This is a genomic window from Paracoccus sp. DMF-8 (assembly GCF_029309835.1).
Classification (GTDB): Bacteria; Pseudomonadota; Alphaproteobacteria; order Rhodobacterales; family Rhodobacteraceae; genus Paracoccus.
In genome coordinates this window covers 350,153-373,554 of record NZ_JARJHL010000017.1, presented here as the reverse complement: position 1 = coordinate 373,554, position 23,402 = coordinate 350,153, and the positions used below count along the sequence as shown (strand labels likewise).

Below are 23,402 nucleotides of genomic sequence, written 5' to 3'. Positions count from 1 at the left end.
CGCGTGACCGGCCATTCGTGCGGACAATCCATCATGCATGGCAAAGGGGCAGGGCGTTCAGGCCCTGCCCCCTCTGGTCGTTTGGCCTCTTTGGACCTTTGGCCCCTCTGTTCCTTGGCGTCGTCAGACCCCTGCGTGTTCACATAGACCGCGTAAAGCGATTTGCTGGCCGCCATGAACCGGCGATAGCGGATGCCCCGGCCCGGGCGCACCGGACCGGGGCCGCCGCGCTCAATAGGCGGCGTGGTAGATCGCCAGCACATCGTCCACACTCATGTCGCGGGGGTTGTTGTCCATCAGACGGCGGATGGCGTGGGCGTCACCGGCGAAGCGCGCAAGCTGGTCTGCGGTCGCGCCATGGGCCGACAGGCGCATCTCGATGCCCAGACCGGTGCAGAACCCATGCGCGGCGGGCAACAGATTCTGTCCCGAAAGGCCAAGCGCCGCCGCCACCTCGGCGGTTTTTTCCGGCACCGCGCTTTCGTTGAAGGCCAGCACATGGGGAAAGATGATCGCATTGGCCAGCCCATGCGGCAGATGCAGCAGCGTGCCAAGCGGATAGGACAGCGCATGTCCCGCCGCCGTGTTCACCGGCCCAAGGCAGATGCCGCCGTAGAACGAGGCCAGCATCATCCCCTCGCGCGCCTCGGTATCCGCGCCGTCGCGCACCGCCCGGGCCAGATAGCGGCCGACCAGCGCGATACCCATGCGGGCAAAGCCGTCGATGACGGGATGGGCGTTCCTGTTCGTGAAAGCCTCGACACAATGCGCCATGGCGTCGATGCCGGTGGCGGCGGTGACGGCGGGCGGCACGGTGAATGTCAGTTCGGGATCCAGCACCGCCAGATCGGCCAGCAGATGCGGGCTTTCGACCGCGATCTTGTTGCCGACGCCGGGATCGGTGATCAGCGCGCGGATACCGGCCTCGGAACCCGTGCCGGCGGTGGTGGCGACCTGCGCCAGCCGGGTGTTGCGCCCGGCGACCCGGTTCGGTCCCGCGACATCGGCCAGCGTCTGGTCGCCATCCCACATCGCTGCGACCAGCTTGGCCAGATCCATGACCGAGCCACCGCCCAGTCCGACGACCAGATCGGGGCGGGCTGCGCGGGCGGCGGCCATGGCGCGGTCGAAACAGGCGATGTCCGGCTCGCCCGGAATGTCGTCAAAGATCGTGATCGCGCCAGTCAGGCCAAGCCGCTCGACGAAACCCACGGTATGGGGCGTGGTCAACACCAAAGCATTTTTTGCATCAGGCGCCCATGCGCCGACCATGGCGACGGCGCCGGCGCCGATTTCAAGCCGTTTGGGCAGATGCAGGGTAATGTTGCGAGCCAAGGTCATGCGAGCCTCCCCGATGATAGCGAATAATGCCCGGCATGGGCGGGTGGTGACGCCTTGGTGGGGCGTGGGTCTGGGTGTGGTTCCGGGCGTCAGGCGCGCTTGCCAGCGACCAGTTTGCGCGCATAGGCGATGGCGGCGTTCATGTTGCCGTGGTTGGCGATGCCCTTGCCCGCGATGTCGAAAGCGGTCCCGTGATCGACCGAAGTGCGGTCGATGGGCAGCTCGACCGAGACGTTCACCGCATCGTCAAAAGCCACCAGCTTGATCGGGATATGCCCCTGATCGTGATATTGCGCCACGACCAGATCGAAGGCGCCGTTATAGGCGCGGTGAAACACCGTATCGGCCGAGATCGGGCCTTGCGCGTCGATCCCTTCGGCGCGGGCAGCGGCGACGGCGGGGGCGATATGGTCGTCGTCTTCGGTCCCGAACAGGCCGTTTTCGCCGCAATGCGGGTTGATGCCGGCGACGGCGATGCGCGGGCTGGCGATGCCGATGCGTTTCAGATGCGCATTGCCGGCCCGGATCGTCGCCAGCACCCGTTCGGTCGAGGCCCGCGCGATGGCGTCCTTCAAGGACACATGCGTCGAGACATGGATCACCTTCAGCCGGTCCGAGGCCAGCAGCATATAGGCCGCCTGCGACCCGGTCAGGCTGCGCAGCATGCCGGTATGGCCGTCGTAATGGTGGCCGGCGGCGTTCAGCGCCTCTTTGTTGATGGGGGCGGTAACGATGCAGCCAATCTCGCCCGCCTCGGCGTCGCGGACAGCAGCCTCGATGAAGCGAAAGGCGGCGTCGCCCGCAGCGGGCGACAACTGGCCCCAGGGCAGGGGCGCACCCGCGACCGGCAGATCGACGACATGGCCGTCCAGATCCACGTCGCAGCCGACGGCCGCCTTCGCGGCCTCCAGCGTGGCGCGGTTGCCATAGATGCGGGTCCGGGCCCGGTCATCCGGCGTCATGCTGGCCAGGGCCTTGACGCTGATTTCGGGGCCGACGCCGCAGGGGTCGCCCATGGTGATGCCGATGATGTCGCTCATGCTTTCCTCGCGGGTTCTGCGTCCGCCCAGCCCGGCGCAAGCCGGACGTATTTGATGGCGCGGCGGTGATAGGTATAGGCGATGTGCAGGCTGCCATCCGGGCCTTCCAGCAGCCAGGGATAGGACAGTTCCCTGTTGCGGCCATCGGTCGAATCGTTGCTGGTGCAGGTGCCGGGGCCGTTCTCGATGACGATCCGCTGCGGAAAGCTGCGGCCGCCGTCCGACGACAGGCAGACCGCGACCGGCGCGCGCGGCACGCCCCAGATCGGCACGCAGCCGCCCGCCGGGTCGGCATCGGGGCGGGTGTCATCCTCGCCCAGTTCGTCATACAGCGATGCGCGGCGGTCGGGCGATGTGGCGGCGGATGCAAGGTTGCAGATCAGCGCCAGCCGCCCGTCCCGCAGCCGCGTCGCCGCGATCGAGGAATTGTTGTTCGGCAGGTCGGTCGGTTCCGGTGCCGACCAGTTGAATCCGCCGTCCACCGACAGGCTGCTATGCACCCGGTCGGATTGCCTGCGCCGATAAAAGGCCGGCATGCTGCCGTCAGCCAGCGGCACCGGGGACATATGCACCGATCCGGTCGAGCCGGGCACCTCCTGCAGGTGCCATGTCTGGCCGTCGTCGGTGGAAACGCCGACCGTCGCGACATCATGGCTGCCGGTCCATTTCTGGCCGGGACGCGGCATGCAGCGAAAGATCGGCAGCAGCCATGCGCCGTCCGCGCGCAGCGTGACCGGGGCGCGCACGAAGCAGCCCGGCGGCAGATCGTCCAGAAAACGCCCCGCGCCGGGGATCAGCCGCGCCGGATCGGCGGGGTCGCGGGTCAAGGGCACCATGCGGACCCGGCAACCGTCCTGATTGCCGCCGGCCTGCGACGTATGAAACAGCCAGAGCCGGCCATCCGGCGTCGCAAAAAGCACCGGGTTCTGTTCGGAGTGGTCGGGGTCATGGCTGAGCTGTTGCGCCGCGCTCCAGCGTTCTGCGCCGGGCAGCAGCGCCGAGGCGTGGATCGAGATGTCGGATTTCCCCTCCAGCGAGCCGCCGAACCACAGGCAGAACAGCGTGCCATCCGCTGACATATGCAGGAACGCCGCATGGTTCTGCACCATGGGCGAAGGCAGCAGCGCCTCGGAGCGGCCGGGCGCCGTGGCCGAGACAAGCCCGGTCATGCCTTGGGCGATTTCTTCGGGTGACATCTGTTTCCTCCTTGCCGCAGGCGGGGCCGCGGCAGGAATCAGAAACAGCATAGCGGGCACAGTTGTCAAGTTGCAGTTTACAGTATTCGATAGAAAATAATATCAATAACAATAAAAAAACATTAAATATCAGTATAATGTAATTATTTCAGGGCGGTTTTCATTCTCGCGTAAAACAATTTATTGACAAATTGGTACAGCGATTGGCACTCTGCCGACCGAGGAGAGGGCGCAGATGAATCGCTGCGGGCGCGTCCTGCCGGGTCTTTCCCGGTGATCCGTGGCAGTGGCATGGGCTGCCTGAAATGGCTTCCGCCCGGTATGCAGATGGGGAGGAGACTATGGGGAAACGCATTCTTGCCTGGGGCGCGGCGGCGATCCTGGCCGGGCTTTCGACGACCGCGGCGATGCCGGCGCGGGCCGCCGGGACGGATATCAGGATCGTCCTGCCAGAGGACGTGGACCTGCTGGAGCCGTGCATGGCCACGCGCTCGAACATCGGGCGGGTGATCTTTCAGAACGTCAACGAGACGCTGACCGAATATCAGGCCCGGGATGACGGCGGGGACCTGCAGCCGCGTCTGGCTGAAACATGGGAACAGCAGCCCGACGGCTCATGGCGCTTTCACCTGCGGCAGGGCGTGACCTTCTCGGACGGCAGCGCCTTTGATGCGGGCGATGTGAAACATTCCTTCGACCGCGCGATGAGCGACCAGATCAGTTGCGAAACCCCGCGCTATTTCGGCGGCATGACGGTCGAGGCGGTGGTGGTGGATGACCACACCATCGACTTCAGGGCCGATCCGGCGCAGCCGATCCTGCCGCTGCTGCTGTCGATGGTGACCATCGTTCCGGCGGAAACGCCGGTCGAATTCGTGCGCGACCCGGTCGGCACCGGCCCCTATGCGGTCAGCGAATGGACCCCCGGCCAGCGGATCGTGCTGACCCGCCGCGAGGGTTGTTGGGGCGCCGAACCTCAGGTGACATCGGCCACCTATGTCGTGCGCCCGGACCCGGCGGTGCGGGCCGCCATGGTCCAGACCGGCGAGGCGGATCTGGCGCCCTCGATCTCGCTGATCGACGCGACCAACCCGGCGACGGATTTCCCCTATCTGGATCCTGAAACCGTCTATCTGCGGCTGATGCACGACGTGGCGCCGATCAATGACGTGCGGGTGCGCAAGGCGCTGAACATGGCCATCGACCGCGAGGCCTTTATCGGCACGCTGCTGCCCGAAGGCGCGCAGCTTGCCGTGGCGCTGTTCCCGCCGACCACCGCCGGATCGAACCCCGCTGTCCAGGTGCCCGCCTATGACCCCGAGGGGGCAAGGCAGCTGCTGGCCGAGGCCAAGGCCGACGGGGTGCCGGTCGATACCGAAATCCGGCTGATCGCCCGCACCGCGCAATATCCCAACGTCACCGAGGTGATGGAGGCGATGCAGCAGATGCTGACCGAGGCAGGTTTCAACGTGAAGCTGCAATTCTACGAAGTGGCGGAACACGAATCCTTTTACACCAAACCCTACCCCAAGGATCAGGGCCCCTACATGCTGGCCGCGATGCATGACAACAGCAGGGGCGACCCGGCTTTCACCATGTATTTCAAATATGACAGCGAGGGGCTGCAATCGGGCATGGCCGATCCCAAGGCCAACGACCTGATCGCCCGCGCGTCGGCGGCGACCGGGGACGAGCGGGTCAGGCTGTGGCAGGAACTGGTCGCCTATCTGCATGACGAGGTGGTGGCCGATGTGCTGCTGTTCCACATGGTCGGCTATGCGCGGGTTGCCGAACGGCTGGATTTCCGGCCCAGCATCGCCACCAACGGCCAACTGCAACTGTCGCAAATCGGCTTTCACTAAGCCAGCCCCCTGACCGGCCACGGCGCCGGTCAGGGCAGGGACCGGAGGGCATCATGCTGACATTCCTGCGAAAACGCGCCGTCGGCAGCCTGATCTCGTTGATCGGGCTGGTGGTGCTGGTGTTTTTCCTGTCCCGGCTGACGGGCGATCCCACGGCGCTGTTCCTGCCGGTCGATGCCACCGTCGAGATGCGCGAGCAGTTCCGCGCCCTGCACGGGCTGAACGATCCGCTGCTGGTGCAGTTCGGCCATTATGTCCGCGACCTGCTGCATCTGGATTTCGGCGATTCGCTGCGCAAGGCGCGGCCGGCGATCGAGGTGGTCACCGAAGCCTTTGCCTGGACGCTGCAACTGGCGCTGATCACCATGAGCATCGTCACCATCCTGGCGATCATCATCGGCGCGCTGGCGGCGTGGCGTGGCGGTCTGTTCGACCGTGTCGCCTCGATCCTGTCGCTGATCGGCGCTTCGGCGCCGGATTTCTGGGTCGCCATCGTCGGCATCGTCATCTTTTCGGTATCGCTGGGCTGGCTGCCGACTTCGGGGACGGGAACGGTCTGGCACTGGATCCTGCCGGTCGCGGTGCTGTTCATCCGGCCTTTCGGCCTGATCGTGCAGGTGGTGCGCGGGGCGATGATGACGGCGCTGAGTTCGGCCTATGTCAAGACGGCGCGGGCCAAGGGCGTGCGGGCGCGGCCGATCATCTTTGTCCATGCGTTGCGCAATGCCATGCTGCCGGTCATTACCGTGATCGGCGATCAGGCGGCGGCGCTGCTGAACGGCGCCGTGGTGATCGAGACCATCTTCGGCTTTCCCGGCGTCGGCAAGCTGATGATCGATTCCATCCTGCAACGCGATTTCAACGTGGTCATGGCCGCGATCATGGTCACGGCGCTGGCGATCTTTCTGATGAACGTGCTGATCGACATCGCCTATGCGTTGCTTGATCCGCGCATCCGGCACTGATGGGGGGCAGGGCGATGACCGATACGACCGTCATGGACGAGCCGGGCGCGCTGCGCCGCTATGCCCGGATGCTGTGGGCCGACAAATTCGCGCTATGCGCGGCGATCTTTCTGCTGGTCGTCCTGCTGATGGCGCTGTTCGGCCCGGCACTGATCGGCGATCTGGCGACGAAACAGAACCTGCGCGGCCGCAACGCCCCGCCATTCGACCTGTCGCGCGGCTGGGTCTGGGTCATGGGCGCCGACGCGCTGGGGCGGCCGCTGCTGGCGCGCATCATCGTGGCGGCGCAGAACACCGTGCTGATCGCGGCGGGTGCGGTGCTTGGCTCTGCCATCATCGGCACCACGCTGGGGCTGGTCGCGGGCTATGCCGGCCGGCGCACGGGCGAGGTCATCATGCGTCTTGCCGATATCATCATGTCCTTTCCGTCGCTGCTGCTGGCGGTGGTGGTGCTGTATATCCTTGGGCCTTCGGTCGCCAATCTGGTCATCGTGCTGGCGATCACCCGCATCCCGGTCTATCTGCGCACCACCCGCGCCGAGGTGCTGGAAATCCGCGAGCGCATGTTCGTGCAGGCCGCGCAGGTCATGGGCGCGCCCTCGCGGCGCATCCTGTTCCGCCACATCCTGCCGGTGGTGGTCCCGACGCTGGTGACCATCGCCACGCTGGATTTCGCCTTTGTCATGCTGGCCGAAAGCAGCCTGTCATTCCTTGGCATCGGTATCCAGCCGCCCGAGATCACCTGGGGGCTGATGATCGCGCAGGGCAAGCAATACCTGGCCAATGCCTGGTGGCTGTCCTTCTGGCCGGGGCTGGCCATCATCCTGACCACGCTGTCGCTGAACCTGCTGTCGAACTGGCTGCGCATCGCGCTGGACCCGGTGCAGCGCTGGCGGCTGGAAATGCGGGGACGCAAGAATGACTGAGCATCTGTTGCAGGTCGAGGGCCTTTCGGTCGAATTCCACACCGCCGCCGGCACCGTGAAGGCCGTCCAGAACGTCAGCTTTCATCTGGACCGGGGTGAGACGCTGGCGATCCTTGGTGAAAGCGGTTCGGGAAAATCGGTATCGGCTTCGGCGATCATGAACCTGATCGACATGCCGCCGGGCCGCATCACCTCGGGCCGGATCCGCTTTGACGGGCAGGATCTGCTGGCGCTGTCGGACGAACAGCGGCGCCGGATCAACGGCCGCCGCATCGCGATGATCTTTCAGGATCCGCTGAGCCACCTGAACCCGGTCTATCCGGTCGGCTGGCAGATCGCCGAGGCGATGACGACCCACGGCACCGCCGGTTCCGATGCAAGGGCCGAAACCCTGCGGCTGCTGACCCGTGTCGGCATTCCCGAACCACAGGCCGCGCTGCGGAAATATCCGCATCAGTTTTCGGGCGGGCAGCGTCAGCGGCTGATGATCGCCATGGCGCTGGCGATGAAGCCCGATGTGCTGATCGCGGACGAACCGACCACGGCGCTGGACGTGACCGTGCAGGCCGAGGTGCTGTCGCTGCTGGAGGAGTTGCAGGCCGAAACCGGCATGGGCGTGCTGATCATCACCCATGATCTGGGCGTCGTGGCCGAAATCGCCGACCGCGTGGTGGTGATGAACGCGGGCGAGGTGGTCGAGACCGGCACCGCCGCGCAGGTCTATGCCAACCCCGCCCATCCCTATACGAAAAAGCTGATCGGCGCCGCGCCCGGCAAGGGCGTCATGCACGACCCGCTGCCGCCGGTCCAGCCGGTGCTGAGCGTGCGCGACCTGCGCAAAAGCTATGGCGGTTTCACCGCGCTGGACGGGATCAGCTTTGACCTGATGCCGGGCGAAACCATGGCGGTGGTGGGCGAAAGCGGCTCGGGCAAATCGACGCTGGCGCGGATCCTGCTGCGGCTGGATCAGGCCGATGGCGGACAGGCGCTGTGGCAGGGCCGCGACCTGCTGACCATGCCGCCCAGGGAACTGTTCGCCCTGCGCCGCGACCTGCAGATGGTGTTTCAGGATCCGACGCAATCGCTGAACCCGCGCATGACCGTTTTCCAGCTTGTTTCCGAGGCATGGGTGATCCATCCCGACATCCTGCCCCGCCCGCGCTGGAAGGCGCGGGTCGCTGAGCTGCTGGCGCAGGTCGGGCTGAAGCCCGAACATGCCGCGCGCTATCCGCATCAGTTCAGCGGCGGGCAGCGCCAGCGCATCGCCATCGCCCGGGCGCTGGCGCTGGAGCCAAAGCTGATCGTCTGCGACGAGGCGGTTTCGGCGCTGGATGTCTCGGTTCAGGCGCAGGTGATCGACCTTCTGGACAGGCTGCGGCGCGAGATGGGCATCGCCTTCATCTTTATCGCCCATGACCTGCCTGTGGTGCGCGATTTTGCCGATCACGTCATGGTCATGCAAAAGGGCCGCGTGGTCGAACAGGGCAGCGTCCGCCAGATCTTTGACGCAGCGCGCCAGCCCTATACGCAGGCGCTGCTGGCCGCCGGTCTCGATCCCGATCCCGCCGTGCAGGCCGCCCGCCGTCAGGCGCGTCTGGCGCTTGTCCTGCAACCCATTGGAATTCTGCGGCGGAACGATCCGCCCTCACTTCGGAGCCCTTGATGACCAAAGAAGCCTTTGTCGCGCTTGTCACCTGTTTCAACGATGACGAGACGATCAATTTCGACGCCACCCGCGCGCAGGTGCGCAGGCAGGTTCAGGCCGGCAACAATATCATGTGCGCCGGCACCAACGGCGATTTCACCGCCCTGACCTATGACGAAAAACTGGCGCTGACCGAGGCAGTGGTGGACGAGGTCGCAGGCCGCGCGCGCGTGATCGTCAATGCCGGCATGCCCGCCACCTTTGAAACCATCAAGCTGGCCCGCGAATTCGACCGCATCGGCGTCGATGGCATCGCGGTCATCACGCCTTTTTTCATCGCCTGCACACAGGACGGGCTGGTGCGGCATTTCTCGGCGGTGGCGGATGCGGTCAAGGCGCCGGTCTATCTGTATGACATCCCGGCCCGCACCCAGAACCATATCGAACCCGAAACCGCCCGCAGGCTGGCCGCGCATGGCAATATCGCCGGGATCAAGGATTCCGGCGGCGCGCAGGAAACGCTGGAACAATATCTGGCCGTGGGCCATGAGACGCCGGATTTCGCGGTCTATTCCGGCCCCGACCATCTGGTGCATTGGTCGTTGCAGAACGGCGCGGCGGGCTGCATCTCGGGCCTTGGCAATGTGCTGCCCGAGGTGCTGGCGGCCATCATCCGGGCCTTCAATGCCGGCGATCAGGCCGAGGCTGCGCGTCAGCAAGAGATCTTTGGCAATTTCCGCAAGGATCTTTACGGCCTTGGCTATCCGCCGGCGCTGGTCAAGCGCGCGCTGTTTCTGATGGACAATTCCGTCGGCGCCAGCCGCCAGCCCGCGCTGCTGCCCGATCCGGCGCAGGACGCGCAGATCCACGACATCCTTGTGAAATACGAATTGGTGTAGACCCATGACCGTTCTTGTAACCACCTCTCCCAGCTTCGGCCGCATCGGGCGCGTCGAGGCAAAGCTGAAGGAACTGGGCTGGGAACTGATCCGCTGTTCGAACCCGGACCTGAAGGATGGCGGGGTCTGGGATCATATCGCCCGCGCCGATTATCTGGTGGTGGGGCTTGTCCCGGCCACCGATGCGCTGCTGGCGCAGGGCAGCCGCCTGAAAGCGGTGCTGAAACACGGCGTCGGTGTCGACAATATCGACATTCCGGCCTGCACCCGGCGCGGCCTGCCGGTGCTGAACACCCCCGGCGCGAACGCGGATGCCGTGGCCGAACTGGCGCTTGGCATGATGTTCGCCATGGCCCGCAACATGCCCGCCGGGCATCAGACGGTGGTGACGGGCGGTTGGGACCGCAAGGTCGGCAGCCAGTTGGGCGGCAAGGTGCTGGGCATTCTGGGGCTGGGCAATATCGGCCGCAATCTGGCGTTGAAGGCGCAGGGGCTGGGGATGCGGATCATCGCCTCGGACCCCTGGGCCGATGCGGATTTCGCCGCCGCCCACGGCATCGAACTGACCGATATGGACGGGCTGCTCGCCGGATCCGACTATCTGTCGCTGCATATTTTCGGCGGCAAGGACAATGCCGCGCTGATCAATGCCGAAACCATTGCAAGGATGAAACCCGGCGCGCGGCTGCTGAACCTTGCCCGCGGCGAGGTGGTCGATCTGGACGCGGTGGCCGCTGCGCTGACCTCGGGCCAGTTGGGCGGGGCCGCCATCGACGCCTATGTGGTCGAGCCACCGGAGCGCAGCCATCCGATCTTTACCGCGCCGAACACGGTTTTCATGCCGCATAACGGCGCCGATACCGTCGAGGCGGTCGAAAACGTCGGGCTGATGAACATCGCCGACATTCAGGATCTGATGGCGGGCGGGCGCCCGGCGCGGGTCCTCAATCCCGAAGTCTTTGGCAAGTGAGGGGGCGGGACATGACCGTTGATGCCAAAACCCTGCGCGGCTTTGCCGCCGATCTGTTCCGCGCCGCCGGGCTGGCGGATGACAAGGCCGCAGCCGTGGCGAAATATCTGGTCGAGGCCGACCTGATGGGCCACACCACCCACGGCCTTGCGCTGGCGCCGTGGTATCTGCAAAGCATCGCCGACGGGGTGATGACGCGCGATGGCGTGCCCGAGACGGTCTCGGACAAGGGCGCGGCGATCTGCTGGCGCGGCCAGCGCCTGCCGGGCGCCTGGCTGGTGGCCGAAGGCGTCAGGCTGGCCTGCGAACGCGCGCGCCAATATGGCACGGCGACGCTGGTGATCGGCGACAGCCATCACATCGGCGCGCTGGCCGCCTATCTGACCGACGCGACCGATCAGGGGCTGATGATCTCGATCGCCTCGTCCTCGCCCTCTGGCGCGCAGGTGGCACCCTTTGGCGGGCTGAAAGGCGTGTTCACGCCCGATCCTGTCGCCTATGGCATCCCGACGCCGAACGATCCGATCCTGATCGATATTTCCGCCTCGATTACCACGGTGAACATGGCGCAGCGCATGATCCGCGAGGGGCGGGCCTATGAACACCCATGGGTTGTCGATGCCGCAGGCCAGCCGACCACCGATCCCAAGGCCGTGCTGGAGGGCGGCACGCTGCTGCCGACCGGCGGGCTGGATCACGGGCAGAAAGGCTACGGCATGGCGCTGTCGGTCGAGGCGATCACGCAGGGGCTGGCGGGCTATGGCCGCGCCGACGCGCCCAAGGGGACGAATGCGGCGGTGACGATCTCGGTCTACGACCCGGCGGCCTTTGGCGGGGCGGATGCGTTCCTGCGCCAGACCGGCTGGCTGGTCGATGCCTGTCTGGCCACGCCCGCCCGCGATCCGGGCAATCCGGTGCGGATGCCGGGGCAGGCGGCGCTGGCGCGCAGGCGCAAGGCGCTGGAACAGGGGGTCACGCTTTATCCCGGCATCCTCGCGGGGCTGATCGAGCAGGCGGGCAAGCTGTCGGTCGCCGTGCCGCCGGCACTGGCCGCCGTCGAAACGGTGTGAACGGGGACGACATGGCAGGCTGGACGCTGGCGCAACGGCTGCGGGCGCGAGAGCGCATCGTCGGATACTGGACGCAACTGCCGGTGCCGGCGGTGCAGGAACGCGCGGCGCGGCATGGCTATGACTATGTCTGCTTTGACGCCCAGCATGGGTTTCTGGACTATCCGGCGATCCTGAACGGGCTGATCGGCGTCGATGCGGGTGCCGCGCTGGCCGGGACCGCCTGTGGCGGCATGGTCCGCGTGGCCGCCAATGATCCGGCGCTGATCGGTCAGGCGCTGGATGCCGGGGCGCAGGGCGTCATCGTGCCGCTGATCGACCGCCCCGAACAGGCGGCTGCCGCCGTGCGCGCCTGCCGTTTCCCACCCGAGGGCGGGCGCAGCTATGGTCCGATGCGGGCCGGGCTGCGCTCGGGTCCGCGCACGGCGGGCATGAATGCCGAAATTGCCTGTGTCGCGATGATCGAGACCCGTGAGGGGCTGGACAATCTGGACGCCATCGCCGCCGTTCCGGGACTGGACGGGCTTTATGTCGGGCCGGGCGATCTGATGCTGGCACTGGGGGCGAAACCATCACCGATCCCGCCCATGCCGAGACCTTCGAGGCGGCGCTGGCCCGGATCCGCGAGGCGGGCCGACGGGCGGGCATCGCGACCGGCATCCATACCGGTGATGGGGCTGTGGCCCGGCGGCGGCTGGACGAAGGCTTTACCTTCGCCTCGATTTCGTCGGATCTGAACCATCTCGATCAGGCCGCCCGGCAGCATCTGGCGACAGCCCGGCAGCAGCCCGGTCAATGATGCGGGGCAAGGCCGCACCTGTCCGAGGCTCCGGCCCCGCGACGGGCGGGATCGGGTCCAGCCAGACATGCGCCGCGCGGTCAGGAAAATATACGGGCAGCATTCGGTCCGCGTTTTCCGGACAGATGCCGAGCCGGGCGGCCTCTCCCCTGCCATTTGCGCGGCGTCAGTTCGCAGCCATTCATTGGGACGATAAACCCTTTGTTGCCGACGGTGTCATGGATGAACGTCGCGCGCAAGGGCCGTGCCCGGAACCCGGCGCCGTAAAACAGCCCCCGCAAGCTCCCGGCGATCCGACCGGGTGCGAACCGTCCGCTTTCCGTGAATGCTGCGATACGTATCGCGCGATCCATTCCGTTCGAGATGATATGACCTCATTCCGGGGAGGCGGTCGGGATATTGAAACAGGACGCGCCGCATTCCCCCTGAAAAATGCGATCATGGGGCGGATCAGGCGGCAAGGCACCCTGTTCAAACAAATTTCCGGCCATATGATGCAATCCACGAATGATCGTAAGATACGATAAATGCTGAATTTTCTGATCGCGGCAATCATCTCGTCTTTCGTTTTTCGCAAAAACGGCAATGAAAACCCATAGGTTGTTATTTATTTTATCAACCGATGTGGCAATAATCTGCCCATGGCACAGCGCAAAATGACATCGGCAATTCGCATGATCTGCGTGGCATTCACGGCCATGTTGGCGCTGCCCAATGCGGTCATGGCGCAAGACCGGCTGCTGTTCATTCCACGGGAAAGGGCCGACTGCCTGATCAATATCGTGGAACTGGATAAAAGGCTGACCACCGACCCGGTGCTTCTCAAGCTGGATAATTGTCCCGATATCGTCGCGCGTGTCGATGACCTGAAATCCACGCAGTTGGCCGCGTCGCCGGGCAGCCCCACCCCAGTGATCGGACAAGGGTTGCCGATCCTGATCCTGACGAAACACGAGATCGCCTGCCTGCTGGACCAGTTGAAACTTGACCGCGACACCAATGGCGGCAGCGATCCGGTCAGGATCGACCTTGGCCAATGTCCGGCAAGCTAGTCTGGCGGCGCCTCGACCCACGCCATCCGGGCGCGGGCGGGACTGGAATCTGATCGAGCTGTTGACATTGATGGTGACGGCGCTTGGCATCTTTTATGTGCTGATCGAAATGGCCATCGCCCGGTTCGACCGTGGCGTCGACCAAACCCTGTCCTTTGTCGAGCGTTTCAACCATGCCGAGATGCTTGAGGCGCGGCGCGCCATCACCGCCCCATGGCTGCAATATCGCGATCAACTGGCCAGTTTCGGGGATGAGGGCGGCCTGAGCCGCGATCAGATCGGCGAACTGGCCGAAAAGATCGTCAGGGTCAACAGTCAGACTTCCAGCGACCTGCAGGCGCAGATCCTGACCGTCACGTCATTTTATGACGAGTTGTCGACCTGCGTTGACATCGCCTGCAACCCTGACGTGGCCTGCCAGTATTTCAGCAAGCATATCGCCGATTTTGAACTGCTTTACGGGCAGGTGCTGGATCAGATGTCTGCGGGTTTCGACATGGCCGGGGTCGGCTATGGCCTTGACGATCCCAAACTGAAACCGACCGAGGAAGGGGAGACATGCCGAAAACCGACATCCTGGCCGCTGCTTTTTGCCTTTTCCCGGCGCTAGCACCGGCAGCAGAGATCGGCTTTGCCTCGCAGATCACCACGCCGTTCGTGACGCCTTTTACCTGGACCACCATGGAGGGGGTCGTTCCGCAGCTTGCTGGGTTCGATTTCGCCGGGCTGCAACATATCCATGTTTCCGGCCCGATCGAGGCAGGCGATGCGCAGCGGCTGACCGATCTGCTTGAAAGCGACGCATATACAGGCGACCGCCAGCACGGGTGGCAATCCCTGATCGTCAGTTTCGACAGCCCCGGCGGCAACTATCAGGAAGGCCTGGCCCTGTCGGACATCATCCAGAACCACAGCGCGGCCACCTATGTCGGCCCCGGCGACAGTTGCCTGTCCGCCTGCGCGCTGGCCTGGTCAAGGTGCAGGCGTCAGACCATCCGCGCTGTCATGTGGCAACCAAGCCGCTATTTGCATGTCGATGCCGAACTGGGATTTCATGCCCCCTTCAACCGCGAATATCCCGAAGGCGCCGGCAATCTCGGTCAGGCCGGGATCGAACTGGTCGCAAACCTGTTTTACGATCTGGCGCGGGAATCGATCCGCGACATTCAGGCAAGGATGGCGGATTGGCAGGTTCGGCCCGGAGTTTCTGGTCGAGATGCTTGGCAAGGGCCCCGATGAATTCCTGATGGTCGACCGGGCCGCCCCCTTGTTCGGCAATGGCTTGGCATTGCTGGCGGATCAGTCGCGCGCAAGGTCCGGCAGATCGGCCTGCTGGAGGGCGCTGGTCTGCGATTATGTCCTGATGGTCGCATGCGCTGCCGATGATTACCGGATGATTTCGCGCCCCAGATGACCCCGGATCTCGGCGACCCTGCAGATCTGGCCGCCTTTGGCCGCGGTGGATCGCCCTGGGGCCGTGTCCGGGGCGCCGTCGATGCGGACGGCATCACGGTGGAATGGAACGTCAGCGGGCGTGGACCGTTTGAATGCAAGCTCCGGCAGGCAGGTGCGGAATGGCATGTCACGATGGGAGGGGATTTTCCGAACTACGACAATCACACTGGAGGTCAATGGCAGCGCGCCCTTTGTCGTCACCGAACATAACGCCCTTGGCCTGCAATCACCGTGGCGGGCGCTGACCGGCGACGACCTGTTTCTTACCGCCGATCCCTTTGCCGGGGTTCCGGCCGAATTCCTTCGCGACGACGGCCCCAGCTTGGATTGCGGAGCGGACCCGGACAGGCGGCGCAGGTGATCTGCGCCTTTTCCGGTGCTGGCCCGCGCCGATGCAATCTGCGTGGCGGCCTATGCCGCGAAGAAGGGTGCCGAGGGGGTGCAGGACGCGCAACGCCAATGGCTCGCCGACCGCAACCGCGATTGCCGTGTTCGCCACATTCTGCCGCAAGAAGCCAGCAGTTTTCGCATGGCTGGTTATTGCCTGCTGGCATTCACGCTGGCGCATCCGATGTCCTGACGACAAGCTGATATTTCAGGCCGATGCGCAGCGGGGCAGGTAGGCCGGCGCAAATGCAACATGCGGCCCGGAATTCAGGCAAAGGTTCTGAAAGCTCTGGACCGGAAAGCCCGCTGCCAGCGCGATGCAGGGGCACCTTCAATTCCGCAAAAGGATACGCCATGCGACCCGGTCGCACCCCGCCCTCGCCCCTGATCCCGTCCCCGACGCGCCGCGCTCTGGGCACCCGGCTTGCCGGTTTCGCCGCCATGATCGGTTTGCGGAACAGCGCTGCTGCCGGCGCCATGCCGGCTCCGGTGCCGGTCATGGACCCCGATCTGCGCGATGCGGCGCTGCGCGGTCTGGCGCTTGCGGGCTATCGTGGCGATCCGGTCACGGCGGCGGTGGCCCATGCCGCGATCGACAGGTTACGCCTCGATCCCGAAGGGGCGCTGCTTGCCCGCATCTATCAGGTGCTTGACGTGCGCCCGGCGCAATACTGGCTCGGAGGATGTCCCCGAGGCTGCGGCGGCCGACCTTGCTGTGCTGCACGGGGCCATTCTTGCCTGTCAGCCGGTGGCCTTCGGCTACACCGATCTTCGGGAATGGAGACCACGCGCAGCGTCCTGCTGCTGGCGCCGGTGCATCCGCCGCAAGGGTGAAGCTGCTGCCCGTGCGAGTGCGCGCAGATCTCCGCCAGTTCTTCGTGCGCGAGATCACGGGGCTGACCCCGCGCGCCGGTGATTTCAGCGATGAACGTCTGGCGCTGCTGCGCGGTCTTTGGAAAAGAAACCGCAAGGGTCTGACGTGCCGGGGCCGAAGTGCCGGGGTCCGAAGTGCCGGGCCTCGGATCGCGGGCCCGTCCAGCGTCCTGATCGGGCTGCCAGCGGCCCCGATCAATCCTTGTCGAACGGTTGCAGGACAGGCGGCTTTCCCGCCGGGAATCATGTCGCTGACGTCAGGACGGGTTCCCGCTTCATCGCCAGAGCAGGACGGCCCCGGCCACAGCGATGGCCGCGAGACGGGCTGTCGGGGATCTGTCGCAGCGGGCCGCGATCCTGACGGCATGGGGGCGCTGTCGCTTCTGCCGTTCCGCTGAAAGGCAGGGGCGCAGCGTCAGACCCCTGATCCTGTTGCCTGATGATGGCCTATGTTGCGTTGATCGCCTCTGCACGGCAGTCGCGGAAGGTGGCCAGCATCCGCGACAGTTCCTTTTCGTCACGGCACAGGCAGGCCGCCGTGGCCAGCGCATCCGCCAGCGCCGCATGGGGGGCAGAGATGGTCACGCTGGCCCACGACGCGGCGACGGGCGCCCCGGTCCGGGGTCGAGGATATGGCCGCTCGCGTTGCGCGGCATCGAACAGGTGCCGCGCGGGGCCGAGGTCGCCATCGCCCGCGAGGTCAGCGGAATGGCGCGGCTGCTGCCTTCGGGGCGGAATCGGCCAGGGCCGGTGCCGTCAGGGGCGGTGCCTGCGGCGCGATGTTCGCCGGTGTCGATCAGGATATTGGTCAGCCCCTGCGCCTGCAGCAGGGCGGCGATGCGGTCGGCGACATAGCCCTGACCGATGCCGTTCAGCGTCAACTGCATGCCGCGCGGCATGGCGATGCGGGCGGGCGAGATCCGCATCCGCTGCATCCCCGTCAGGTCCAGCGCCGCGCGGCGCGCGGCAGGGCCGGGGCGGCGGCGCCCGTTGCGGCCTCTTGCGCCCATAGCGTCCACAGGGTTGCACCCGTGACATCGAACAGCCCGCCGCTGGCACGGTGAACCGCCTCAGCCTGCGCCAGACAGTCCAGCAGCTCGAACGGCAGGGCATCCAGATAGCCGTCGCGGTTCAGGCGCGACAGCGCGCTGTCCGGGCGATAGAGGCTGAGGATGTTTTCCAGCCGCTCGATCTCGGTCAGGCAAGGGGCGGTGATCGCCCCGGCCCGGGGTGATCCGCCGGATCGAGGCGCGCGCCAAGCGCCTGCCCGGTCCAGTGCCGGGCGGGGCGGGCGGCGGCTGCGCCGGGCAGGCTGGCCGCGACGGCGGAAAGGGCGATGAAACGGCGGCGTGTCAGGGACATGGGCATTGCCTTCACTGTTCGGTCAGGGCGCGAAGCCGCGCGTCGAAATCCGCATCCCCGGCGGCATCCGGGGGGGCGGGGTTCGGGTCGATATCGACGGGGGCAAGGACCGCGCTGTCGGGGATCTCATCCAGCGTCGCGACCTTGCCGCCTTCGGTCGCGGCAAAGGCCAGCGCGGCCTGACGGCTGGAAAAGGGCACGGTTTCCGGGGCGCCCATGCCGCCCTCGCGGATGGAGCCCAGCACACAGAATGCGGTTTCGGCGGGGATCCAGTTGCCCTTGCCCGGAACATCCCATAGCGCGCCCGGCGCACCCATGTCATTCACATAGACGGCCGGGATCGGCAGGCTTTGTTCGGGCAGGCGCTGATAGGCGATGGCGTCGCGGACCTGACTGAAATACAGCGGCGTGCCCGCCATGCCCTGCAAATGCACCTGCGCCTTGGGGCCGGGATGTTCCAGCAGGTGCATCTGGCAGAAATGGCCAAGCGTTTCTGCGGTCATATCGACGAGGGTGACGTCCTGCGTGTCTTCCGGCTTGCAGGCGGACAGCGCCAGCACCAATGCGACGATCAGGGCAGGGGAAAGACGGGTCATGGCGTGACCTTTCTGAAAGCGGCCAGTGCAAGGGCCAGCGCGACAAGCGGCCACAGCATCAGCGACAGCGCCGATTGCCACAGCGGGATCGAGGCCGCCGCCCCGCCCATGCCGCCCGCCGCGCCGCCCGCCTCGGCTGCGGCAAGGTTGAACAGCCGGAACGAATCCGCGGGATTTGCCAGCAGAAGGCCGGGCAGGGATCGCGTGGCAGGGCCCCCGTCCGCGCCCGAGACGACCAGCGCCAGAAGCCCCAGATCATACAGCACGACCAAGGCCAGCCACAGCCCGATCGCCAGCCCTGCCGCGCCCGAGGGGCGGCGGGCCAGCGACGACAGGGCATAGCCCAGACCAAGAAAGGTCGCGCCCAGCAGGACAGAGGTCCAGATCAGCCGGATCAGCGCCGCCATCCCCGTCATTGCCCCGGCATCCGCCCACAGCGCGGTCAGCGCGGCGGCGCCATAGCCCAGGCTGACCGCAATCGCCAGAATCAGCAGATGGGCCAGCAGCTTGCCCGCCAGAATCCCGCTGCGCGACACGGGATAGGTCAAGAGCAGGGGCAGGGTGCCGCGCTCGACCTCGCCTGCGATGGCGTCAAAGCTGATCAGCAGCGCCAGCAACGGCACCAGATAAACCGCCAGAGAGGTCAGCGAGACCACCGTGACGGACAGCCGGTCCGCGCCGATATCGCCGGTGGGTGCGGCCCCGGCAGCGGCCAGAACCAGCGCGAAAAGCACCATCAGCCCGGTCGCGATCGCCACCCAACGGTTGCGCAGGGCGATGCGGAATTCGATGCCTGCGGTGGAAAGGATCGGTTTCATTGCCCGCTTCTCCGGCTGAAATGGGTGTAGATGTCTTCAAGACTGGGCGGGATCAGGTCGAGATCGGCAATCTGCGCGCCAAGGGCGGTGATCGCCGACAGCAGCGCCAGTTTCTGATCCTGACGGCAGGTCAGGCGGACCTGCCCCGGCCCATGCGGCTGCGCGCCAGACAGCGCGGCCAGCACGTCGCCTTGCCGACCTGCGGCGGGCGTCGCGATCAGGGTGACGGGCAGATCCGCCTTGCGGCGCAGGTCGGGCAGGGTGCCTTCGGCCTCCAGCCGCCCGCCGGACAGGATCAGGATGCGGTCGGTCCGCGCCTCGACCTCGGTCAGCACATGCGATGATAGCAGGATCGCGGCGCCTTCGGCAGCCAGCCCATCCAGCAGCGCATAGAAATCGCGCCGCGAGACCGGATCCAGCCCCGAGGTCGGTTCGTCCAGCACCAGCAGGCGCGGGCTGCCGATCAGGGTCTGGGCCAGACCGACGCGCTGGCGCATCCCCTTGGAATAGGTGCCGATGCGGCGCGCTGCGGCGTCCCTCAGCCCGACGCGGGCCAGCAGATCCGGCGCAAGCCGAGGGTTTTCGCCGCGCAGACGCAGGTAATGGCGGATCTGTTCCTCGCCGGTCAGGGCGGGGTGAAAGGCCGCGTTTTCGGGCAGATAGGCGACCTGCGCACGCACATTTGCCGCCCCCGGCGAACCGCCGCAGACGCGGACCGCGCCATCGTCAAAGCCGATCAGCCCCAGAACGATCTTCATCATCGTCGATTTGCCCGCGCCGTTATGGCCGAGCAGCGCCACCCGCTGCCCCGGCTGAACCGCAAGCGAGACATCCGACAGCGCCGCGACCTCGCCGAAACGCTTAGTGAGATGTGAGATCGTCAGGGTCGAGTTCATCGTAGCTTCCGGTTTTCCAGCGCCCGGCGACCGCCGCCTCCAGCGCGGCGGTTTCGGGCAGAACGGGGATGGTCAGGGGCTGCATCAGCGGCGCGCTGTCGGTCACGCCGCCGGGCATGGTGGCGGGAAAGCTGGACTGGCTCCAGCGGATCAGTTGCACGGCGGGCGATCCGGTCAGCAGCGCGGCGGCGGGCTGCGACCACAGGATATGGTCCATCAGGTCATTCGGGCGATAGCTGGCATCGGCGATGCCGTCGCCGTTCAGGTCATAGGCGGGATGGTCCGACCAGAAATTGCCGCGCCCCTCATGGCTCCATTCCATGAACCGGGTGCCGACATATTTCACCTGCCCCCGATTGGCGACAAAGGCATTGCCGGTCAGCACGTTGCGCTCGGATCCGGCGGTGAAATGGATGCCGATGCTGCAATCCTGAAAGCGGTTGTTCCAGATCAGGTTCTTGTGCGCGTTATAGATGAACAGGCATTTTCGGGCGCCGCCCCGGATCAGGTTTCCGGTCACATCGGCATTATTCGCATAGTTCAGCATCAGCCCGTGTTCGCGGTCGCCAAGGCTTTGGTTGTTCAGGATTTTCGTGCGGTCCGAAAACATGATGGCAAAACCCAGATGGTTGCCGATCGAGATATTGCCCGACACTTCGGTATTTTTCGTATACATGAAATGCACCGCAAAGCGCAGATCGCGCATGATGTTGTTGCGGTAGATGCTGGCCGTGCTGGCATTGGAAAAGATTCCGTCGCGGCCATGGCGGATATCGTTGCCATCCAGGAGCGTGCCGGGGCTGTTCCAGACATAGATGCCATTGCCGCGTTCGTTCATCAGGCGGTTCTGCCGCCCGGTGATCCGGTTGCCGATCACCTGCGTATCGCGCCCGCCGTGAATGTCGATGCCGTGCATGTTGTCGAAAAGGGTCAGGCCCTGAACCCGCACGCGATCCGCGCCCTTCAGGATCTTGATGCCCGCATCCAGATCTTCGTTGCGGGTGCCGGATTTCGTGACGCTGAAGCCTTGCAGCACCACATCGGGCGCGCTGACGGTGACGACCGTGCCCTGACCCTCGCCGTCGATCACGGCGGTTTCGGGGCCGGTGATCGTCAGGGGGCGGTCGATGGTGACGGGGCCGGCATAGGTCCCGCCGGTCAGGATCAGCACATCGCCGGGATCCGCCCCGGCGATGGCATCGGCCAGACGGCCCCTGCCGGGCACGACCTCATGCTCTGCGCCAAGGGCGGGCAGGGCGGCAAGGAAGGTCAGGCAAAGGGCCAGAACGCGCATGGGATCAGGCCTCTTTCGGCTCGACGAACATGCGGCCGCGCATTTCCATATGCAGCGCGTGGCAGAACCACTGGCAGTAATACCAGTAGACACCGGGGGTCGCCGCGACAAAGGTGATGGACGAGGTCTGCTGCGGGCTGACCTCCATCGCGACGCCGTGGTTGCCGACGGTGAAGCCGTGGGTCAGGTCCTCGATCTCGTCCATGTTGGTCAGGATCACGGTGACCTCGTCGCCTTCTGTCACGGTGAATTCCTCGACCGAGAACGAAGGCGCCACGCTGGACATATAGACGCGGACCTTGTTGCCGTCGCGGATGATGGTATCTGCCCATTCGTCGATATCGACGCCATCGGCTTCGGCCTGCGCGCGGGTTTCGGCCCACATCGGATCCTGACGGTCCCAGATCGTCTTGACGTTCGACAGGATCGAAGGGTGAACGGCGATGGCGTCATGCGGTTCGGCAAAGGTCGGGCCGTCATGGACCAGTTTCATCTCATCGCCGGAAATGTCGATCAGCTGGTCGTTTTCAGGTTTCAGCGGCCCGACATTCAGGAAACGGTCCTTTGAGAATTTGGACAGGCACACCATCCAGTCATTCGTGGCATCCAGCGTTTCCCCCATCACCGTCTTCAGGTGGCCGGGCTGGTAATGCACGTCGATCTTGTGCCTGATCGGGTCGATGTTTTCGCCGTTATGGGCGCGGATCGCGTCTTCGATGTTCCATTTCGCGACCTGGCTGTCCAGAAACAGCGTGGTATAGGCATTGCCGCGCCCGTCAAAGGCGGTGTGCAGCGGCCCCAGACCCACCTGCGGTTCAGCGACAACCGCCGAACGCGGATCGGCGTTTTCGTCAAACAGCGCGTCGAATTTGGTGACATCCAGCACGGTGACCGTGGGCGACAGCTTGCCCGCGATGCACAGGTGTTTCCTGTCCGGCGCCATGTTGCAGCCATGCGGGTTGTTGGCGATGGGGATATAGCGGGTGAATTGGGAATTCGCCTCCTTGCGGCCATCGACGACCTTCACGCCGTTGATTTCCTGGTAATTTCCGGCGGCGATGGCCTTTTCGATCTCCTCGATGTTGAAGACGACGACATGGTCCATCTCGGATTCCGTCATCTCGGCCAGCGACATCCCCATTTCCGAGTTGTAGCTGGTCGAAAAGGCGTATTTCCCCGAATAATCGGCATCGCAGTTGTCAAGGTTGCCCGACACCTGCACCTGCCACGCGACCTGCCATGCGTCGGCATCGACAGCGGTGAAGATGTTCACATAGGTCGACACATCGCGCATGGTCGAGCCGTCGTTGATCAAGGGCGCCTCGTCCTCGCCATTGCAGAAGACGTAATTGCTGCGCGGCCATTTCTGCGGGCGCAGGCCGTGGATGCCCTTGGCGTTCGGGATTTCCAGAATGGCATCGGTCTTCATCACGTCGCAACGCACGCGGGCGACGCGGGTATTGGCCTTGTCGTTCATGAACAGGTAGCGGCCGTCATATCTGCCCTCGGTAAAGGACATGTGAACGTGGTGCAGGTCGCCGTTGTCGTGGATCTGTTTGCCGTTCGCGGCCAGAAGTTTCCGGGTCTTTTCGGACATGGTGCGCTGGTGGATGCGGATCGATTCATTGGTCGAACCCCATCCCGTGGCGGAACAGCGGTTGAACACCGGAACCCGCATCAATTCGCGCATCGAGGGGATGCCCAGAATACGCAGCTCTCCGGTCTGGCCCGAAGACCAGAAACCGTAATAGTCATCAAGCTGGCCGGGGGCCACGCCGCCATCCGCGCCGGCCGCCAGCGCCGCGCCAGAGGTGGCGGCGGTGACCGCCGTCGCGCCACCGATCCCAAGCGCCAGACGGCCGGGCAGTGTGCCGGCCAGCGCCACGCTGCCCGCGGTCGCGCCTCAAAGCGCGCGGCGGCTGAGTCCGGAAGAAGGGGTCTTTTCCATGATCGGTG

The 23,402-nt window shown here is 65.3% G+C and carries 24 protein-coding genes and 2 pseudogenes; 15 read left to right on the top strand and 11 right to left on the bottom strand.

Going from position 1 to position 23,402, the window contains the following annotated elements; genetic code table 11:
- Positions 1-231 precede the first annotated feature (231 nt).
- From PE067_RS19895 to PE067_RS19885, 3 genes are all read right to left on the bottom strand, one after another.
- Complete coding sequence (locus tag PE067_RS19895) at positions 232-1,341, bottom strand: iron-containing alcohol dehydrogenase (RefSeq protein WP_276191479.1); 1,110 nt, start codon at positions 1,339-1,341, stop codon at positions 232-234.
- 89 nt (positions 1,342-1,430) lie between these two features.
- Positions 1,431-2,381, bottom strand: coding sequence for a 4-hydroxythreonine-4-phosphate dehydrogenase PdxA (gene pdxA / locus PE067_RS19890; protein WP_276191478.1), 951 nt, complete (start codon positions 2,379-2,381; stop codon positions 1,431-1,433).
- Positions 2,378-3,577 (bottom strand): exo-alpha-sialidase, encoded by a 1,200-nt coding sequence (locus PE067_RS19885; RefSeq protein ID WP_276191477.1) that lies wholly within the window; start codon positions 3,575-3,577, stop codon positions 2,378-2,380. Before PE067_RS19885 ends, pdxA begins: the two co-directional genes overlap by 4 nt.
- A gap of 341 nt (positions 3,578-3,918) precedes the next feature.
- Here PE067_RS19885 and PE067_RS19880 point away from each other — a divergent pair, with 341 nt between their 5' ends.
- From PE067_RS19880 to PE067_RS19845, 8 genes are read left to right on the top strand one after another with little or no spacing between them, the layout of a single operon-like run.
- Positions 3,919-5,439: an ABC transporter substrate-binding protein gene (locus PE067_RS19880; protein ID WP_276191476.1), complete on the top strand. Its 1,521-nt coding sequence runs from the start codon at positions 3,919-3,921 to the stop codon at positions 5,437-5,439.
- A gap of 53 nt (positions 5,440-5,492) precedes the next feature.
- Entirely contained in the window at positions 5,493-6,404 is a 912-nt protein-coding gene (locus PE067_RS19875; RefSeq protein WP_276191475.1) for an ABC transporter permease, read from the top strand.
- A 14-nt stretch (positions 6,405-6,418) separates the two neighbouring features.
- On the top strand, positions 6,419-7,330 hold the full coding sequence (locus tag PE067_RS19870; RefSeq protein ID WP_276191473.1) for an ABC transporter permease: 912 nt from the start codon (positions 6,419-6,421) through the stop codon (positions 7,328-7,330).
- A complete protein-coding gene (locus PE067_RS19865) occupies positions 7,323-8,993 on the top strand; it encodes an ABC transporter ATP-binding protein (RefSeq protein ID WP_276191472.1) in 1,671 nt (556 codons plus the stop codon). The genes PE067_RS19870 and PE067_RS19865 overlap by 8 nt, the downstream gene beginning before the upstream one ends.
- Entirely contained in the window at positions 8,993-9,874 is an 882-nt protein-coding gene (locus tag PE067_RS19860) for a dihydrodipicolinate synthase family protein (protein WP_276191471.1), read from the top strand. The genes PE067_RS19865 and PE067_RS19860 overlap by 1 nt, the downstream gene beginning before the upstream one ends.
- 4 nt (positions 9,875-9,878) lie before the next feature.
- Positions 9,879-10,844, top strand: coding sequence for a phosphoglycerate dehydrogenase (locus PE067_RS19855; protein WP_276191469.1), 966 nt, complete (start codon positions 9,879-9,881; stop codon positions 10,842-10,844).
- An 11-nt stretch (positions 10,845-10,855) separates the two neighbouring features.
- Positions 10,856-11,914, top strand: coding sequence for an Ldh family oxidoreductase (locus tag PE067_RS19850; protein ID WP_276191468.1), 1,059 nt, complete (start codon positions 10,856-10,858; stop codon positions 11,912-11,914).
- A gap of 11 nt (positions 11,915-11,925) precedes the next feature.
- A complete protein-coding gene (locus tag PE067_RS19845; RefSeq protein WP_276191467.1) occupies positions 11,926-12,651 on the top strand; it encodes an aldolase/citrate lyase family protein in 726 nt (241 codons plus the stop codon).
- Positions 12,652-13,087: 436 nt separating this feature from the next.
- Here the strand turns inward: PE067_RS19845 and PE067_RS19840 are convergent, their stop codons facing one another.
- Positions 13,088-13,444 carry a hypothetical protein gene (locus PE067_RS19840; protein ID WP_276191465.1) on the bottom strand — a complete coding sequence of 119 codons (357 nt, stop codon included), beginning with the start codon at positions 13,442-13,444 and terminating at the stop codon, positions 13,088-13,090.
- Between PE067_RS19840 and PE067_RS19835 the strand changes: the two genes are divergently transcribed.
- The 7 genes from PE067_RS19835 to PE067_RS19805 all read left to right on the top strand — a co-directional run bounded on the left by PE067_RS19835 (position 13,436) and on the right by PE067_RS19805 (position 16,441).
- On the top strand, positions 13,436-13,765 hold the full coding sequence (locus PE067_RS19835) for a hypothetical protein (protein ID WP_276191464.1): 330 nt from the start codon (positions 13,436-13,438) through the stop codon (positions 13,763-13,765). The two genes, PE067_RS19840 and PE067_RS19835, sit on opposite strands and share 9 nt — an antisense overlap.
- Positions 13,743-14,375 carry a hypothetical protein gene (locus tag PE067_RS19830; protein ID WP_276191463.1) on the top strand — a complete coding sequence of 211 codons (633 nt, stop codon included), beginning with the start codon at positions 13,743-13,745 and terminating at the stop codon, positions 14,373-14,375. Before PE067_RS19835 ends, PE067_RS19830 begins: the two co-directional genes overlap by 23 nt.
- On the top strand, positions 14,324-15,004 hold the full coding sequence (locus tag PE067_RS19825; protein WP_276191462.1) for a hypothetical protein: 681 nt from the start codon (positions 14,324-14,326) through the stop codon (positions 15,002-15,004). Before PE067_RS19830 ends, PE067_RS19825 begins: the two co-directional genes overlap by 52 nt.
- The gene (locus tag PE067_RS19820) at positions 14,982-15,179 is read left to right on the top strand and encodes a hypothetical protein (RefSeq protein WP_276191460.1); all 198 of its coding nucleotides are present in this window, start codon (positions 14,982-14,984) and stop codon (positions 15,177-15,179) included. The genes PE067_RS19825 and PE067_RS19820 overlap by 23 nt, the downstream gene beginning before the upstream one ends.
- Before the next feature lie 165 nt (positions 15,180-15,344).
- Entirely contained in the window at positions 15,345-15,581 is a 237-nt protein-coding gene (locus tag PE067_RS19815; protein ID WP_276191457.1) for a hypothetical protein, read from the top strand.
- Between the two features lie 15 nt (positions 15,582-15,596).
- Positions 15,597-15,800, top strand: coding sequence for a hypothetical protein (locus PE067_RS19810; RefSeq protein ID WP_276191456.1), 204 nt, complete (start codon positions 15,597-15,599; stop codon positions 15,798-15,800).
- A gap of 161 nt (positions 15,801-15,961) precedes the next feature.
- Positions 15,962-16,441, top strand: coding sequence for a hypothetical protein (locus tag PE067_RS19805; RefSeq protein WP_276191454.1), 480 nt, complete (start codon positions 15,962-15,964; stop codon positions 16,439-16,441).
- A gap of 486 nt (positions 16,442-16,927) precedes the next feature.
- On the opposite strand, the pseudogene PE067_RS19800 reads toward PE067_RS19805, so the two are convergent.
- The 7 genes and pseudogenes from PE067_RS19800 to nosZ form a co-directional block, all read right to left on the bottom strand.
- A pseudogene (locus PE067_RS19800) lies at positions 16,928-17,654 on the bottom strand (FAD:protein FMN transferase).
- A gap of 23 nt (positions 17,655-17,677) precedes the next feature.
- Positions 17,678-17,842: a hypothetical protein gene (locus PE067_RS19790; protein ID WP_276191452.1), complete on the bottom strand. Its 165-nt coding sequence runs from the start codon at positions 17,840-17,842 to the stop codon at positions 17,678-17,680.
- 11 nt (positions 17,843-17,853) lie between these two features.
- Positions 17,854-18,438, bottom strand: coding sequence for a nitrous oxide reductase accessory protein NosL (locus tag PE067_RS19785; RefSeq protein WP_276191451.1), 585 nt, complete (start codon positions 18,436-18,438; stop codon positions 17,854-17,856).
- A complete protein-coding gene (locus tag PE067_RS19780) occupies positions 18,435-19,256 on the bottom strand; it encodes an ABC transporter permease subunit (protein WP_276191450.1) in 822 nt (273 codons plus the stop codon). Before PE067_RS19780 ends, PE067_RS19785 begins: the two co-directional genes overlap by 4 nt.
- Positions 19,253-20,152 (bottom strand): ABC transporter ATP-binding protein, encoded by a 900-nt coding sequence (locus PE067_RS19775; RefSeq protein WP_276191449.1) that lies wholly within the window; start codon positions 20,150-20,152, stop codon positions 19,253-19,255. Before PE067_RS19775 ends, PE067_RS19780 begins: the two co-directional genes overlap by 4 nt.
- Positions 20,118-21,446 (bottom strand): nitrous oxide reductase family maturation protein NosD, encoded by a 1,329-nt coding sequence (locus PE067_RS19770; protein WP_276191448.1) that lies wholly within the window; start codon positions 21,444-21,446, stop codon positions 20,118-20,120. The genes PE067_RS19775 and PE067_RS19770 overlap by 35 nt, the downstream gene beginning before the upstream one ends.
- A 4-nt stretch (positions 21,447-21,450) precedes the next feature.
- A pseudogene (gene nosZ, locus PE067_RS19765) lies at positions 21,451-23,394 on the bottom strand (TAT-dependent nitrous-oxide reductase).
- Positions 23,395-23,402 lie beyond the last annotated feature (8 nt).

Excerpts from the sequence above, each read along its gene's own strand:
- PE067_RS19780 (WP_276191450.1), bottom strand. The coding sequence starts at position 19,256 with ATGAAACCGATCCTTTCCACCGCAGGCATCGAATTCCGCATCGCCCTG.
- PE067_RS19875 (WP_276191475.1), top strand. The coding sequence starts at position 5,493 with ATGCTGACATTCCTGCGAAAACGCGCCGTCGGCAGCCTGATCTCGTTG.
- pdxA (WP_276191478.1), bottom strand. The coding sequence starts at position 2,381 with ATGAGCGACATCATCGGCATCACCATGGGCGACCCCTGCGGCGTCGGC.
- PE067_RS19845 (WP_276191467.1), top strand. The coding sequence starts at position 11,926 with ATGGCAGGCTGGACGCTGGCGCAACGGCTGCGGGCGCGAGAGCGCATC.
- PE067_RS19895 (WP_276191479.1), bottom strand. The coding sequence starts at position 1,341 with ATGACCTTGGCTCGCAACATTACCCTGCATCTGCCCAAACGGCTTGAA.
- PE067_RS19805 (WP_276191454.1), top strand. The coding sequence starts at position 15,962 with ATGCGACCCGGTCGCACCCCGCCCTCGCCCCTGATCCCGTCCCCGACG.
- PE067_RS19835 (WP_276191464.1), top strand. The coding sequence starts at position 13,436 with ATGGCGCAAGACCGGCTGCTGTTCATTCCACGGGAAAGGGCCGACTGC.
- PE067_RS19850 (WP_276191468.1), top strand. The coding sequence starts at position 10,856 with ATGACCGTTGATGCCAAAACCCTGCGCGGCTTTGCCGCCGATCTGTTC.
- PE067_RS19855 (WP_276191469.1), top strand. The coding sequence starts at position 9,879 with ATGACCGTTCTTGTAACCACCTCTCCCAGCTTCGGCCGCATCGGGCGC.
- PE067_RS19790 (WP_276191452.1), bottom strand. The coding sequence starts at position 17,842 with ATGTCCCTGACACGCCGCCGTTTCATCGCCCTTTCCGCCGTCGCGGCC.
- PE067_RS19885 (WP_276191477.1), bottom strand. The coding sequence starts at position 3,577 with ATGTCACCCGAAGAAATCGCCCAAGGCATGACCGGGCTTGTCTCGGCC.
- PE067_RS19785 (WP_276191451.1), bottom strand. The coding sequence starts at position 18,438 with ATGACCCGTCTTTCCCCTGCCCTGATCGTCGCATTGGTGCTGGCGCTG.
- PE067_RS19815 (WP_276191457.1), top strand. The coding sequence starts at position 15,345 with ATGTCACGATGGGAGGGGATTTTCCGAACTACGACAATCACACTGGAG.
- PE067_RS19820 (WP_276191460.1), top strand. The coding sequence starts at position 14,982 with ATGCTTGGCAAGGGCCCCGATGAATTCCTGATGGTCGACCGGGCCGCC.
- PE067_RS19860 (WP_276191471.1), top strand. The coding sequence starts at position 8,993 with ATGACCAAAGAAGCCTTTGTCGCGCTTGTCACCTGTTTCAACGATGAC.
- PE067_RS19775 (WP_276191449.1), bottom strand. The coding sequence starts at position 20,152 with ATGAACTCGACCCTGACGATCTCACATCTCACTAAGCGTTTCGGCGAG.
- PE067_RS19865 (WP_276191472.1), top strand. The coding sequence starts at position 7,323 with ATGACTGAGCATCTGTTGCAGGTCGAGGGCCTTTCGGTCGAATTCCAC.
- PE067_RS19770 (WP_276191448.1), bottom strand. The coding sequence starts at position 21,446 with ATGCGCGTTCTGGCCCTTTGCCTGACCTTCCTTGCCGCCCTGCCCGCC.
- PE067_RS19870 (WP_276191473.1), top strand. The coding sequence starts at position 6,419 with ATGACCGATACGACCGTCATGGACGAGCCGGGCGCGCTGCGCCGCTAT.
- PE067_RS19880 (WP_276191476.1), top strand. The coding sequence starts at position 3,919 with ATGGGGAAACGCATTCTTGCCTGGGGCGCGGCGGCGATCCTGGCCGGG.
- PE067_RS19825 (WP_276191462.1), top strand. The coding sequence starts at position 14,324 with ATGCCGAAAACCGACATCCTGGCCGCTGCTTTTTGCCTTTTCCCGGCG.